This window comes from Glaciibacter kafniensis, assembly GCF_039538945.1.
GTDB classification, from domain to species: domain Bacteria; phylum Actinomycetota; class Actinomycetes; order Actinomycetales; family Microbacteriaceae; genus Cryobacterium; species Cryobacterium kafniensis.
This window is the reverse complement of record NZ_BAABCN010000002.1, coordinates 684,203-698,345: the sequence shown is the minus strand read 5'-3', so window position 1 is coordinate 698,345 and position 14,143 is coordinate 684,203. Positions and strand designations below refer to the sequence as shown.

The window sequence follows — 14,143 nt, the reverse complement described above, 5'->3', positions numbered from 1 at the left end:
GGGAGAGGGATTGTTACGCGTCGCCCTTTTTGGGCTCGGTGTCGCCATCGTTGTCGACGCGCTGACCGAATTCTGGCTCACCGAGGAGAGTGGCGTGGTCCTGGTTGAGCTCTACTCCGTCGACCTCATCGGCGACGAGGGCCTCGGTGGGCTCGACGACGCGTGCGATGGTCTGACGGTGGATGTTGACGATCGTTCCGGGAGCGATCTCGAGTGCGACCTTGTTCTCTTCTTCGTCAATCGACACAATGGTGCCGTAGAGACCGAAGTTGGTCATCACGTCGGCGCCCGAGACCATCGTGGACTGCAGTTTCTCCTGGTCCGCCTTGCGCTTGCGTCCATTGCGGAACATGAAGAAAACCAGCACAGCCAGTACGGCGAGCATGACAAGTGTCATTAGATCCATGAAACTCAGAAAACCTTTCGATTGCGGCTAGTCAACCGCGGCAGTAGAAGTACTGAGCGGGAATGCGAACCAACCTGAATTATAGATCATCAAGTGTGAGTCCAGCCTGAGGATGACTCAATCCAAAATGACTCCATGCCGAGGGAGTTGCCACACGACCTCGCGGTGTGCGTGTGAGGAAGCCTATCCGCACTAAGAAGGGCTCAACTACCGCTTCGACAGTTTCGGCCTCTTCTCCGACCGAAACTGCAAGAGTATTCAGGCCAACCGGCCCACCCCCAAAACGGGTCAATATGATCTTCATGACCTCGCGGTCGAGCCGATCGAGCCCAATCGGGTCGACATCGTAGAGTTCGAGTGCCGCGTGAACTGCCTCGAGATTCGCCTCGCCACCGTGCACGAGGGCGTAATCGCGCACCCGGCGAAGCAGCCGGTTTGCGATGCGTGGCGTGCCGCGCGAGCGGCCGGCGATCTCGGCCAGGGCGCGTTTCTCGATCGACAAGCCCAGAAGCGGAGCGGCGCGCGTGAGAACCTGTTCGAGTTCGTGTTCGGCGTAGAACTCCAGGTGGGCGGTGAAGCCGAACCTGTCGCGCAGAGGGTTCGGAAGCAAGCCAGCTCGGGTTGTCGCTCCCACGAGCGTGAACGGGGCCAGCTCGAGCGGGACAGAGGTGGCCCCTGCCCCCTTGCCGACCATGATGTCGATCCGAAAGTCTTCCATCGCCAGGTAGAGCATTTCTTCGGCTGACCTGGCCATCCGGTGGATCTCATCGATGAAGAGAACCTCCCCCGGCATGAGCGACGACAGCACTGCCGCAAGATCGCCGGCGTGTTGGATGGCCGGCCCGCTCGACATCCGCAGTGGCCGGCTGCCCTCATACGCCACGATCATGGCCAGGGTGGTCTTGCCGAGGCCGGGTGGGCCGGCCAGAAGAATGTGGTCGGGGGTGCGCTGCTGCATCGTGGCGGCGGTGAGCAGCAACTGCAGCTGGCCGCGCACCTTTTCTTGGCCGACGAACTCGGCCAGGCTCTGCGGACGCAACGCCCCCTCGTAGGCCAGCTCCGCGTCGCCCAGGATGATCGGGTTGGTCAGATCTTCAGCGGATTGTTCGCTGTCGTTCAACTCACTGCCGTTCAACTCACTGCCGTTCAAATCACTGCCGTTCAAATCACCGTCGCCAGATGTTCGCCCGAAAACCGCTTCGGGGCTCATGAGCGTCGCCCAACAGAATGCTGGGCCGGGCCGAGTCGAGCCAAGGACAAGCGAAGAATTGTGGCGACAACGGCCTGGTCGGCGGGAGGCGCAGCGCGCAGTGTCTCTTCAACAGCCTCAGCGGCGACACGCTCTGACCAGCCGAGACCGATCAAAGCGGCCTGAACTGTAACGGACACCGTGGCCGACGATGACGAGGCGTGTGCGGCGCCGCCACCAGCTCCCTGCCCGACACCGGCAGCGGTCAGGTGCACCTTGCCGGCCAACGACACCACGATCAATTTCGCCGTCTTCGGGCCGATCCCACTGACCTTGCGGAAAGCTGCGTCGTTTTCGGTCGTCACCGCCTGCGCAATCTGATTCGGGGTCAACGCCGCGAGCACGCCCAGCGCTGATTTCGGGCCCACTCCCGTCACTCCGACGAGCAGCTCAAAGACGGCGAGTTCCTCTGCACTGGTGAACCCGTAGAGAGTGAGCGAATCTTCGCGCACGATCAGCGTTGTCACGAGCCGTGCTTCGTCACCGATCCGCACCGAGAGCGCAGTGCCGGGCGTCACTTGAAGTGCGAGACCAATGCCTCCGACCTCGATGACGACGATGCTGCCGAGGGCAGAGAGAACAGGGCCACGTACTGAGGAGATCACCGCTTTAGACTACGCGGCGCCGCCGACACTGATGCGCTGCGCTCCGCGGCGCGCCATGCCTGCTGCGCCGGAGTGAGGGCTCCACCCCCTGCACCTGCACCGGCTGCGATGGAACCGGCCGTCGGCAGAGTTCCGCCGGCGGCACCGGTGCGCCACGCGTGGCAAATCGCCAAAGCCAAGGCGTCGGCGGCATCCGCCGGCTTCGGAGCCTCGGCGAGGCCGAGAATGCGGGCGACCATTGTGCCGACCTGCTTCTTCTCTGCTCCGCCGTAGCCAGTGATCGCGGCCTTCACCTCGCTCGGTGTGTGCAAAGTCACGGGGAGGCCCCGCTCCGCAGCGAGCACCAGCGCGACACCGCTGATCTGCGCCACGCCCATCACCGTGCTGACGTTCTGCTGGGCAAACACCCGTTCAATCGCCACGAACTGCGGCTGGTGCCGGTCGAGCAATTCAGCGATGCCGCGACTGATCAGCAGCAAACGTTGTTCCAACGGCATGCTCGGCGTGCTGCGCAACACGGTGACATCGACGAGCGATGCCGTGCGGTTGCCGGCGACGTCGACGACCCCGACCCCGCACCGGGTGAGGCCCGGGTCGATTCCGAGAACCCGAACCGGCACCGGACTACTCTGACTCGGCGTGAAGCTCCGCCTGAACCTCGGGCGTGAGGTCGTAGTTGCTGTAGATGTTCTGCACGTCGTCGAGGTCTTCGAGGGCGTCGATCAGGCGGAACACCTTGCGGGCCGTCTCGGCGTCGACCTCGACCTTGAGCGACGGCACGAAGGCGGCATCCGCCGAGTCGTAGTCGATTCCGGCGTCTTGCAGCGCGGTGCGGGTGGCGACGAGATCGCTGGCTTCGGAGAAGACCTCGAAGGTCTCGCCTTCATCGACGACTTCTTCGGCACCGGCGTCGAGCACGGCCATCAGCACGTCGTCTTCGGTGAGACCGGCGACCTTCGGAACAACAACGATGCCCTTGCGGTGAAAGTTGTAGGCGACGCTGCCCGGGTCGGCCATGGTGCCGCCGTGGCTCTTCATTGCGGTGCGAACCTCGGCTGCGGCGCGGTTCTTGTTGTCGGTCAGACACTCGATCATGATGGCGACACCGTGGGCGGCATAGCCTTCGTACATGATCGTCGTGTAGTCGACCGACTCTCCGCTGAGTCCGGCGCCACGCTTGACGGCGCGGTCGATGTTGTCGTTGGGAACAGAAGTCTTCTTGGCCTTCTGAATGGCGTCGACGAGGGTCGGGTTGCCCGAGAGGTCGGCCCCGCCCATCTTGGCGGCCACTTCAATGTTCTTGATCAGCTTCGCGAACGCCTTCGCCCGACGCGAGTCGGTGATGGCCTTCTTGTGCTTAGTAGTGGCCCATTTGGAATGCCCGGACATGAATCTCCCGTTGTGTCGCTTGCTCGATGCATGAGTCGCACGTGCAAATTCTTTGCACCCGCCTGGTGCCTCACCATTGTAGAACAGCAAGGCCTCCGCACGGAGAGACCGCGCGGAGGCCTTGAATTCTCGAAGATTCAGGCGGCGAATGCCGCGGTCTGAACCTTCCGAAGGAAATACTCGTGAAAGCGGTGCTCCCCCGTGATCTCAGGGTGGAACGAGGTGCCGAGCAGGTTTCCCTGTTCGACCGCGACACAGCGGCCATCCGCCAGAGTGGCCAGGGCCGTAGCCCGCGGGCCGACGGTCTCGACGATCGGCGCCCGAATGAAGGCCGCGTGAACGGGAGCTCCGCCGAGCACCGGCACGTCGAGGTCAGTTTCGAACGAGGCGGTCTGCGAGCCGAAGGCGTTGCGCCGCACGGCGATGTCGAGCCCGCCGATGCCTTCCTGGCCGGCAATGCCGTCGAGGATGGTGTCGGCCAACATGATCAGACCCGCGCAGGTGCCGTAGACGGGCAGCCCGGAGCGCACTGCGGCGCGCAGGGGTTCGGCGAGTCCGAACGTGCGGGACAGCTTGTCCATCACGCTGGATTCGCCGCCCGGAATCACGAGTCCGCTGATGCGGGCCAGTTCTTCCGGGCGACGAACCAGTTCAACGTCGGCGCCGAGCGCTGACAGCACAGAAGCGTGCTCACGAAAATCGCCCTGCAGGGCGAGAACACCAACGCTCATGAAGCCGTGATTACCAGCCGCGCTCGGCGAGACGGTGCGGTGCCGCGAGGTCGGTCACGTTGATGCCGACCATTGCCTCACCGAGACCACGGGACACCTCGGCGATGACCTTGGCGTCGTCGTAGAACGTGACGGCCTTGACGATCGCGTTGGCGCGCTGCTGCGGGTTGCCAGACTTGAAGATTCCCGAGCCGACGAATACGCCGTCCGCACCGAGCTGCATCATCATCGCGGCGTCGGCCGGGGTGGCCACGCCACCGGCGGTGAACAGCACGACGGGGAGCTTGCCGGTTTCAGCGATCTCGGCAACGAGTGCGTACGGAGCCTGCAGTTCCTTGGCGGCAACGTAGAGCTCGTCCTTGCTCAGGGCGGCGAGGGCTGCGATCTCGCCCTTGATCTTGCGGATGTGCTTGGTCGCCTCTGAGACGTCGCCGGTTCCGGCTTCGCCCTTCGAGCGGATCATCGCGGCGCCCTCGTTGATGCGGCGCAGCGCCTCGCCGAGGTTCGTTGCACCACAGACGAAGGGAACGGTGAAGTTCCACTTGTCGATGTGGTTGACGTAGTCGGCCGGGCTCAAAACCTCTGACTCGTCGATGTAGTCAACGTTCAGCGCTTCGAGAACCTGAGCCTCGACGAAGTGGCCGATGCGTGCCTTTGCCATCACCGGGATCGACACCTCGGCACGGATGCCGTCAATGAGGTCGGGATCGCTCATGCGTGCGACGCCACCCTGTGAACGGATGTCGGCGGGAACGCGCTCGAGAGCCATGACGGCGACAGCGCCGGCATCCTCTGCGATGCGGGCCTGCTCAGCGTTGACGACGTCCATGATGACGCCGCCCTTCAGCATTTCGGCAAGCCCACGCTTGACGCGGCTGGAACCAAACTGCGAGTCGGGGGTGGTGTTAGTCATTATTCGATTCTATTCCTTGCGTAGAGGGGTGAATGGCGCAGCCCGGGGCTGCAGAAGGGAGGTGAAACTAGTGTTCGCTCGTCGGCCAGGCGTCGGCGATCTCGCGCCGGACATCCCCCAGCAACCGCGGCAAGGCCTTGGTTCCGCCGATGATCGGAAAGAAATTCGAGTCGTGTGCCCAGCGCGGAACCAGGTGCTGGTGCAGGTGGTCGGCGATGCCGGCTCCCGCGATGCGACCCTGGTTCATGCCGATGTTGAACCCGTCGCAGCGCGAGGTCGCGGCGAGCACCCGCATCGCCGTCTGGGTCAGGCTCGCGATCTCAGCCACCTCATCTGGCGTGGCCTGGTCGTAGCTCGCCACGTGACGGTACGGGCAGACGAGGAGGTGACCGCTGTTGTACGGAAACAAGTTGAGCAGCACAAAAGCATGTGTGCCACGGGCAACGATCAAGGCCTTCTCGTCATCCATCGCCGGAGCAAGGCAGAACGGGCAGTCGTCGGAATGCGGCTGCTGACCGTCTTGGATGTAGACCATGCGATGCGGCGTCCAGAGACGCTGGAACGCATCGGGCACGGCGGCGAAATCTGACGAGTTCTCGACCTCTACTCCCCCCACGCCACCGCCATCCCCTGCCATCACGCTAGATCTGCCCCTGCGTCGTCACCTGGGCACGGGTCTCAATCGAGGCCACAATGCGGCGGATCGCGTCGGCGACGGGCACACCGTTCTCCTGGGTGCCATCGCGAAAACGGAAGCTGACCGCGCCGTTGGCCTGGTCTTCTTCGCCGACGATGAGCTGGAACGGAACCTTGGCCTTCGTGTGGTTGCGGATCTTCTTCTGCATCCGGTCGTCAGAGTTATCGACCTCAGCACGCACGCCCACAGCCTTGAGCTGGGCGATCACGTCGTCGAGGAACGGCGCGTACTGCTCAGAGATCGGGATGCCGACGACCTGCACGGGTGAGAGCCAGACCGGGAACGCACCGGCGTAGTGCTCGGTCAGTACGGCGAAGAACCGCTCGATCGAGCCGAACAGCGCACGGTGGATCATCACCGGGCGCTGCTTGGTGCCGTCCGGAGCCGTGTATTCGAGGTTGAAGCGCTCCGGCAGGTTGAAGTCGAGCTGAATCGTCGACATCTGCCACGTGCGGCCGAGCGCGTCGCGGGCCTGCACCGAGATCTTCGGTCCGTAGAACGCTGCTCCACCCGGGTCGGAGACGAGAGTGAGCCCGGAAGCCTCAGCCACCTCGGCGAGGGTCTGCGTCGCTTCGTCCCAGTCTTCGTCGGTTCCGACGAACTTCTTCGGGTCCTTGGTCGACAGCTCGAGGTAGTAGTCGTTCAAGCCGTAGTCGGCGAGTAGCTCCAGCACGAAGTTGAGCGTGCGGGTGAGCTCCTCTTTCATCCGGTCGCGCGTGGTGTAAATGTGCGCGTCATCCTGAGTCATGCCACGCACACGGGTCAGGCCGTGAACGACGCCCGACTTCTCGTAGCGGTAGACGGAGCCGAACTCGAACATGCGCATCGGCAGGTCGCGGTAGCTGCGGCCGCTGGAGCGGAAGATCAGGTTGTGGAACGGGCAGTTCATCGGCTTGAGGTAGTAGTCGACGCCCTGACGGGTCACGTGACCGGTTTCGTCGCGCTCCTCATCGAGGTGCATCGGCGGGAACATGCCGTCGGCGTACCAGTCCAGGTGGCCAGACACCTCGAACAGGTTCGACTTGGTGATGTGCGGCGAGTAGACGAAGTCGTAGCCTGCCTCGGTGTGGCGCTTGCGCGAGTAGTTTTCCATCTCCTGACGGATGATTCCGCCCTTGGGGTGGAAGACCGGCAGACCGGAGCCGATTTCTTCGGGGAAGCTGAACAGGTCAAGCTCGGCGCCGAGCTTGCGGTGATCGCGCTTGGCGGCCTCTTCGAGGCGGGCCTGGTAGGCGCGCAGCTCGTCTTTGGTCGGCCAGGCGGTGCCGTAGACGCGCTGCAGCTGCGGGTTCTTCTCCGAACCGCGCCAGTAGGCAGCGGCCAGGCGGGTCAGCGAGTAGCCGTTGCCGATCATGCGGGTGTTCGGCAGGTGCGGGCCGCGGCAGAGGTCTTTCCAGACCGTCTCGCCCGTCTTCGGGTCAACGTTGTCGTAGATGGTGAGTTCGGCGCCGCCGACCTCAACCGACTCGTTGTCGTCGCCGAGTTCTTCGCCGAGCTCGACGGCGGCCGGGTTGGCCACCCCGCCCTTGATGCCGATCAGCTCAAGCTTGAACGGCTCGTTGGCGAGTTCGGCGCGAGCCTCGTCATCCGTCACGACCCGGCGCACGAAACGCTGGCCAGAGCGGATGATGCGATCCATCGCCTTCTCGATCGCCTTCAGGTCTTCAGGGGTGAAGGGGTTCTCCACGTCGAAGTCGTAGTAGAAGCCATCGGTGACGGGCGGCCCGATGCCGAGCTTCGCCTCAGGATTGATGGTCTGCACGGCCTGGGCGAGCACGTGGGCTGCCGAGTGACGCAGAATATTGAGGCCGTCAGGCGAGTCGATGGTGACCGGCTCGACAACATCCGTCGTCTCGAGCTGGGCCGCGAGGTCTTTCAGCTCACCGTTGACGCGCATTGCGACAACAGACCGGTCGGTGAAAAGCGCGAAGCCATCAGCCACGTTAAAACTCCCTGTTTCGGTGTACCCCTCAACTTTAGCGGGAGCCGGAGACCGCGGTGACGGCAGCCGTATTGCGTACAAAGATGACGAGCCAGCGGTGGCGACGGTGTTGTGAATAATGAGGGCCGCATTGCTCGATGGCGAGCTGATCACCGTTCACCGACTTCGAAGCGTTCGTTGGCTCCTACACGACTGGATGCGTTTTCCCCCGCCGTGGGAGGTCGCCAAAGCCGTGTGCAGCGTTCTCGACGAAATTGGGCGGATGCCATGGCACTGCCGCATTTCATCGACAGCGGCCTGAACGGCATCCTGGTGCCGCCGCGCGCTAACCGGCTTATCATCGAGGCATAAACGCGCCACCCAGACTCCGAGGAGGTCACGTGGACGGCTCTGGTGACACCGAAGTGCACAAGCGCCACAAGCGCCCCAAGGGCAGCCCGATGCTGATGGTGCTGATGATCATCGTGGTCATCCCCTCCGTGCTGCTCGCTGATGCCTGGGGGGCCGGCGCGGCGGGGATCATCGGCGGACTGACAGGCATGTTCTCGCTGGTGGCATTCATGGGCGGCCCACTCAGGGCCGACCTCCGCATCACTGCGGTGATGGGACCGCTGCTGGTCTTCGCAGCAGCCGTCCCGCGCCTGGTGGCCGAGGCCTCGCGCCCCGCGGCGATCGCGCTCGTGGTGCTGCTCACCTTCGTGGCCGCACTGCTTCCGCTGCTCGGCTCACGCTTCGGCAACGCCGGAATGGGGCTGGGGATGACCACGATGTTCGGCTACGGCTACGCACCCGTGGGCGGTGCCGACCACCAGCAGGTGTTCGCAGCTGCCGTCGCGGGCGTCGCCGTGGCGCTCCTGCTGCGCATCCTGATGGGAATCTCCGACCCTTCCAAGCCGACCAGGGAGCAGATAGCCGAGATACTCGTCGCCGACGATCCAAGCGCCGCCACCGCCACCGCGTTCGGCACCTGGCTCAGCGACGGCCGGCAACGCTGGCTCGCGGACGCGCTCGAGGGGGCATCCCGCTTTCGTCTGGCCCTGCACACCGCAGTGCTGGCGAAAGCGGGCGGTCCCGACGACGCCACCCAACTCCGAGGGCGGGCCCACGCGCTGGCCGAGGAGCTGAAAGCCAAGCCCAGACGGGACAAGCCCGTCAGTGCCTCGTTGAACACGCCGGCCGCCGCCGAGACCGCCGAGACACCGTTCACCGACGCAATACGCGCCCTGGACGCCGTCGAGCGGGCAATTCTGGAGCACGACACCACCCCAGTCCAGCTCGATCGCCGCCGGCGCCACCGACTCCAGGACGCGGTGCTCCACCCGTCTGCCAGGCTGCAGTCCATCCAGGTCAGGCACGCGCTCCGCACGGCACTCGCTGTGCTGCTGATGCTGCTGATCACCTCCGGTCTGGAGCGGGGCGATCCGCTGGTCTCTACCGCGCTGCTGACTACCTTCAGCATCCTCCAGACCAGCTTGAGCGACACCGCGATCAAGTCGAGAAACAAGATCATCGGTCTGGTTTCAGGCTCACTCGCTGTCGCGGTGATCCTGCTGGTAGTCCCGTCCAGCTACCTCACTGCCATCGCAGTCGGCGCCCTGTGCCTGGGTTTGTGGTACATCGTCACCCGCCCGGCGCTGGGCGGCGCATTCATGGTCATTGTCAGCGTCGGCTTCAACTCCGTGACCCGCGATCTGAACGCGGTCAGCCTCCTGGCGCAGTACGTGGGGCTCACCGTGAGCGCGGTGTTGGTGGGAGTTGCCCTGGGTTTCACCGTGATCCCCGGCTTCCGACCCCCGCCGCTGCGGCGACGTATCGAGAAGGCGACAGAGGCCACAGCAGCCGCGCTCCGTGCCTCTCCGAACGGCGCGGGTCAACTGCAGCCCGAGGAAATCGCCCTGTTCAGGGACGCCACGCGAATGCAGGACGAGCTGGTACCCGACCGCGATCGGCTCGACGACAGGCAGCTCGACGAGCTCGATAAGCTGCGCACCGGGTTGCGCGACCTGACAGCCCTGGCGGACGCCACTGAGCTGACCCGCGGCGATCTGGACCAGGTTCTCCAGGCGCTGAGCCCTGACAACCCGAAGCATCGTAACGAGCAGGACAGCACCGCGCCAGAGACCTCCGGCGCGGCGTCCTCGACGCTATGGGACCTGGCCAGGCAGGCCGGCTCGGCCGAGCGGTACCTGCTGCGGACGCTCCCAGCCGTGTGAGCCCCCACGATCGGAGATCATGTCGTGAACGCCCCTGGCCGGACGAATTAAACGAAGAAGCCCGCCAGATCTCCCTGGCGGGCTTCTTCGTGAAACTGAATCTTGAATCTGAGCGGATGACGAGATTCGAACTCGCGACCCTAACCTTGGCAAGGTTATGCGCTACCACTGCGCCACATCCGCATGTGTCCCGCCGACTACACACATAGTGCATAGCCGGCGGAACGAAGAAAACCCCCGTTTTACCGGGGGTTTTTCTCTGTGGGCGATACTGGGATCGAACCAGTGACCTCTTCCGTGTCAGGGAAGCGCGCTACCGCTGCGCCAATCGCCCATATCTTGCGAACTAGTCTCAAGAATGGAGGTGGATACGGGATTCGAACCCGTGTATACGGCTTTGCAGGCCGCTGCCTCGCCTCTCGGCCAATCCACCGTGTTGGGTTCACCACCAAATGAAGAGAACCGCCCCTTGCAGGGCGATTCCATTCCATTCGAGCGGATGACGAGATTCGAACTCGCGACCCTCACCTTGGCAAGGTGATGCGCTACCACTGCGCCACATCCGCAACTCGCTCGCATTTCTGCGTGCGTTGAAGACTCTAACCGATTCCGGCCGCAACATTCAAACTGAGCACACCCTGGCGTGTCGCGCAGGGCCCCTCCCCACGTCTGACCCGCCTCTCGCCCAGTGATTCACTGCTTCCGGAGCCCACACAGCGAGTTCGGCTCGCCAGAGCGCGCGCCGTAACAATGCGGGCAAGACTCGTGAACGCTGAGAAATGAGATGTGGCGATGCGTGCCCGCCGCCGACCACCACGCCGCCTTCTGCGTCGATGTGCATTGACCGACCCGTGTGGGCTAGTATCGTGAATCGCGGTTGAAGAAGCTTTCACCGCATGAGGGCGATTGGCGCAGTTGGTAGCGCGCTTCGTTCACACCGAAGAGGTCATCGGTTCGAGTCCGGTATCGCCCACAACAAAACCCCCGGTTTTCCGGGGGTTTTTTGTTTCCCACCTGCTGCGCACAGTTCAGGCTGGCGCTGGCGTTGTGCGGGCGTGACGCTCCCGGCCTAGGTGCATCTGTGCCGACCGAGTAACATCGCTCTCGATTCGCATCGGCACCAGACAACGTGGGGTAAGTGCATATGGCTGTTCAACGAATGGATAACGTCGCCGTCGTCGTCGACGACCTGGACGCCGCCATCGCATTCTTCACTGACCTCGGCCTGGCGTTGGGCGGCAGGAGTTCGATCGAAGGCCCCTGGGCCGATGACACCGTCGGACTCCACGGTCTCCGAAGTGAGATCGCGATGATGCGCACACCGGACGGTCATAGCCAGGTGGAGTTGACCAAGTACCACGCCCCTGCCGCGCTCAGCGGCGAACCGGAGAACCCGCCGCCCAATACGCTGGGCCTTCATCGCATCATGTTCACCGTGGACGACATTGACGACACCATCGCCCGACTACGCGTCCACGGCGCCGAACTCCTTGGCACAGTCGCACAATACGAGACTTTCTACCGTCTGTGCTATCTCCGCGGCCCTGCTGGCATCATCGTCGCCCTGGCCGAACAGATCGGCTGATGCAGGCGTACCTGCGTGCCCATTCGGACACGCGACTCACGTCGCTGCGGGACACCTGACAGACACGCGCAGATTACACGGAACGCCGCCCCGAACAGTGTTCGATGGCGGCGCTCCGCGCTACGTACCGTGACGCGTTCTACTCCTGCTGAAGCGCTGGGCGACGTGTACGACGAATCGCAACCAGCCCCAGACCAAGAGCAAGCACCGCGAGTCCCCCGGCTGCCACACCGGTTCCGATCGGATCAACCCCTGTTGACGCCAGCGGTCCGCTCGGGGTCGGGGTCGGGGTCGCCGTCGGTTTCGGGATCGGGGTCGGAGTCGGGGTCGGAGTCGGAGTCGGAGTCGGCGGTGTCACCACCGAGGCTTCTGCAACCGTGACGGAGAACGATGCCGTCCGGCCTGACGTCGCACCAACCGCGATGATCGTGTGCGTGCCCGGCTCGACTACGGGCGTCGTGAATGTGAATGATCCGCTTCCCGTCGCGTTCATCGTCGCGGAGCCGAGACGAATCGGGTCTGAATGCAGTGTCAGGTCGACCGTTTCTTTCGGAGCGAAACCGTTCAGCTGCAGAGTGACGGCGTCGCCCACCACTAATTCTGGATCGTCCAGAACGAGGTCGGGAGTGCGCGCTGCGACCGTGAGCGCCACACCCGCAGATGTGGACGCCAGATATGAGCCGTCACCGCCATACGTCGCCGTGAGCTGCACTGTGCCAGTCGGGAGGTCAGAGAGCACTACCTGAGCGCTTCCGGAGGCCAGCACTGCACTCCCCCGAATCGCTCCTGTGCCATCGCGAAGCGTGACAACGTCCGTGGGCGCTGTGCCACTGGCGCCATTGGCACCCTGCACTGAGATGGTTGCTGCGACATCCGCACCCTCCACCACGCTGGCAGAGTCAAGTGCAACAGTCGTCGTGGTTGCCGCCTTGCTCGTCGTCGCGCTGCCACTCACGGCCAGCGAAACCGTTGCCGGTGTGACGACAGAGGCAGTGAATTGCAGGTCACCGACGGCTCGGACACCGAGGTCGAGTGCAGCAAGGCCATCAGCATCAACGGCGGCTGAGCCAAGGGCGGCACCACCGGCATCCGTGAATGCAACGGATGCCGTGATCGGCTGGCCGTCTGAGCGGCTCAGTGTCGCGCTCAGCGACGTCGCAGCCCCATACGACACTGCGGTCGGAACCGACGCGAGGGTCACGTCGGAGACGATGGAGACCGTGCCGGCTCCGGCGTTCGGTACATAGAGTGTGCCACCGGCGCGGGGGTCTTCGATTCCCCAGAACGCTGTGTCGCCGACCGGGACAACGCGCACCGGATGCTGCGCGTCGACGACGGCGGGAATCACGGATACGAACGAGGCCGACGTGCCATTTACCTGCGAAACGACCAGGGCGCTCCCGTCGGCGCGAATGCTGGCCGACAGGGGCAGAACGAAAGCGCCGGAGTCACCTGAGGCATCAGTGCCGAGTGTCACCGTGCGGTTCGGGGTAGCGAGCGTCCCGTCGGCCGTCGGTGTGTACCAGGAGACCGAATTCGAATCCGGCGTGACGATCACCACGTCGCCCGATGACGCGTCCACCGAGATTCCGGTCGGCGCGTCGGCGACGGAAAACGTGCCGATCACGGTGGCTGGGCTCGCCGACACATTGATGGACGTGATGGTGCTGGTTCTTTCGCTTGCGATGTACAGCACCCCGCGTGGCGCATCCATCGCCGTTGTCGCTTCCGCCGTCGCGAGTCCGGTCAGGGTCTGCACGCTTTCCAGTTTCGTCGGCCCTCCCACCGGCCTCAGCACCGATACAGTTCCGTCGCCGAGGTTCGTGACGTATGCACGACCATCGGGGCCAGTGTCGATCTTCTGGGCATTGAGACCAACCGACACCGTCGGAGGAGTCGATGCGGAGTAATCGGCGTCTGGGTCGACGACAGAGACCACCGACGCGACAGTTGAGGGGGCAACCTGCACGACGTAGACGGAGCCGTCGAGAGGTGAGACTGCCGCGTCGATCGCGGTGGTGTCAGCTGGGCCGCCGAGAACAACGCTGCGCGCTGAATTCGTGTCCAGCTCGACAATCGCCAGGCTCGGCTGACCGTCTGCAGTTGACTCCGCCAGATACAGGCGGTTGGCCGACTGATCCACGGCGCCACCCTGCAACCAGTAACCATTGCCGGTTTGTGCATGCACGGCGACCCGCCCGACAACGGCAGTGGTCGTCGCAGAGGAAGGAAGGCCGGCCGGAGCTGCCAGCGCGGTCGTTGCGGGAAGGACAACGGCAACCAGGGGCAGGGCCAGGAGCGCAACTACCCCAGCGCCACCGAATGCGGCACGGGAGCTAACGCGGGAATGCGGAAGGGAGCGGAGTTGAGGTGTCGCGCGACGGCGCATCCAGAAACCTTTTCAGTTATGACG

General features: G+C 64.1%; 12 protein-coding genes and 5 tRNA genes. 3 read left to right on the top strand and 14 right to left on the bottom strand.

Annotation, left to right across the window (positions count from 1 at the left end; translation table 11 throughout):
• Positions 1–13 precede the first annotated feature (13 nt).
• The 9 genes from yajC to thrS all read right to left on the bottom strand — a co-directional run bounded on the left by yajC (position 14) and on the right by thrS (position 7,932).
• On the bottom strand, positions 14–406 hold the full coding sequence (gene yajC, locus ABD791_RS03755; protein WP_345062408.1) for a preprotein translocase subunit YajC: 393 nt from the start codon (positions 404–406) through the stop codon (positions 14–16).
• 79 nt (positions 407–485) lie between these two features.
• The gene (ruvB, locus tag ABD791_RS03750; RefSeq protein ID WP_345062406.1) at positions 486–1,616 is read right to left on the bottom strand and encodes a Holliday junction branch migration DNA helicase RuvB; all 1,131 of its coding nucleotides are present in this window, start codon (positions 1,614–1,616) and stop codon (positions 486–488) included.
• The gene (ruvA, locus tag ABD791_RS03745) at positions 1,613–2,260 is read right to left on the bottom strand and encodes a Holliday junction branch migration protein RuvA (RefSeq protein WP_345062404.1); all 648 of its coding nucleotides are present in this window, start codon (positions 2,258–2,260) and stop codon (positions 1,613–1,615) included. Before ruvA ends, ruvB begins: the two co-directional genes overlap by 4 nt.
• A complete protein-coding gene (ruvC, locus tag ABD791_RS03740) occupies positions 2,257–2,880 on the bottom strand; it encodes a crossover junction endodeoxyribonuclease RuvC (protein WP_345062402.1) in 624 nt (207 codons plus the stop codon). Before ruvC ends, ruvA begins: the two co-directional genes overlap by 4 nt.
• A 4-nt stretch (positions 2,881–2,884) precedes the next feature.
• Positions 2,885–3,649, bottom strand: a complete 765-nt coding sequence (locus ABD791_RS03735) for a YebC/PmpR family DNA-binding transcriptional regulator (RefSeq protein WP_345062401.1) — start codon at positions 3,647–3,649, stop codon at positions 2,885–2,887.
• A 137-nt stretch (positions 3,650–3,786) separates the two neighbouring features.
• Positions 3,787–4,380, bottom strand: a complete 594-nt coding sequence (gene pdxT / locus ABD791_RS03730) for a pyridoxal 5'-phosphate synthase glutaminase subunit PdxT (protein ID WP_345062399.1) — start codon at positions 4,378–4,380, stop codon at positions 3,787–3,789.
• A 10-nt stretch (positions 4,381–4,390) separates the two neighbouring features.
• On the bottom strand, positions 4,391–5,293 hold the full coding sequence (pdxS, locus tag ABD791_RS03725) for a pyridoxal 5'-phosphate synthase lyase subunit PdxS (protein WP_345062397.1): 903 nt from the start codon (positions 5,291–5,293) through the stop codon (positions 4,391–4,393).
• Between the two features lie 67 nt (positions 5,294–5,360).
• A complete protein-coding gene (locus ABD791_RS03720) occupies positions 5,361–5,930 on the bottom strand; it encodes an HIT family protein (protein ID WP_425562215.1) in 570 nt (189 codons plus the stop codon).
• 4 nt (positions 5,931–5,934) lie between these two features.
• Positions 5,935–7,932, bottom strand: coding sequence for a threonine--tRNA ligase (gene thrS, locus ABD791_RS03715; protein ID WP_425562214.1), 1,998 nt, complete (start codon positions 7,930–7,932; stop codon positions 5,935–5,937).
• Positions 7,933–8,312: 380 nt separating this feature from the next.
• Between thrS and ABD791_RS03710 the strand changes: the two genes are divergently transcribed.
• Entirely contained in the window at positions 8,313–10,145 is a 1,833-nt protein-coding gene (locus ABD791_RS03710) for an FUSC family protein (RefSeq protein WP_345062393.1), read from the top strand.
• 111 nt (positions 10,146–10,256) lie between these two features.
• On the opposite strand, the gene ABD791_RS03705 is transcribed toward ABD791_RS03710, so the two are convergent.
• The 4 genes from ABD791_RS03705 to ABD791_RS03690 all read right to left on the bottom strand — a co-directional run bounded on the left by ABD791_RS03705 (position 10,257) and on the right by ABD791_RS03690 (position 10,711).
• Positions 10,257–10,328: transfer RNA gene (locus ABD791_RS03705), tRNA-Gly, on the bottom strand.
• Positions 10,329–10,407: 79 nt separating this feature from the next.
• Positions 10,408–10,479 (bottom strand) — tRNA-Val (locus ABD791_RS03700).
• 25 nt (positions 10,480–10,504) lie between these two features.
• Positions 10,505–10,578: transfer RNA gene (locus ABD791_RS03695), tRNA-Cys, on the bottom strand.
• 61 nt (positions 10,579–10,639) lie between these two features.
• A tRNA-Gly gene (locus tag ABD791_RS03690) sits at positions 10,640–10,711 on the bottom strand.
• Between the two features lie 334 nt (positions 10,712–11,045).
• Between ABD791_RS03690 and ABD791_RS03685 the strand changes: the two genes are divergently transcribed.
• Both ABD791_RS03685 and ABD791_RS03680 read left to right on the top strand, forming a co-directional pair.
• A tRNA-Val gene (locus ABD791_RS03685) sits at positions 11,046–11,118 on the top strand.
• Positions 11,119–11,304: 186 nt separating this feature from the next.
• On the top strand, positions 11,305–11,730 hold the full coding sequence (locus tag ABD791_RS03680) for a VOC family protein (protein WP_345062391.1): 426 nt from the start codon (positions 11,305–11,307) through the stop codon (positions 11,728–11,730).
• A gap of 139 nt (positions 11,731–11,869) precedes the next feature.
• On the opposite strand, the gene ABD791_RS03675 is transcribed toward ABD791_RS03680, so the two are convergent.
• The gene (locus ABD791_RS03675) at positions 11,870–14,119 is read right to left on the bottom strand and encodes an Ig-like domain repeat protein (protein WP_345062389.1); all 2,250 of its coding nucleotides are present in this window, start codon (positions 14,117–14,119) and stop codon (positions 11,870–11,872) included.
• Between the last annotated feature and the right edge of the window lie 24 nt (positions 14,120–14,143).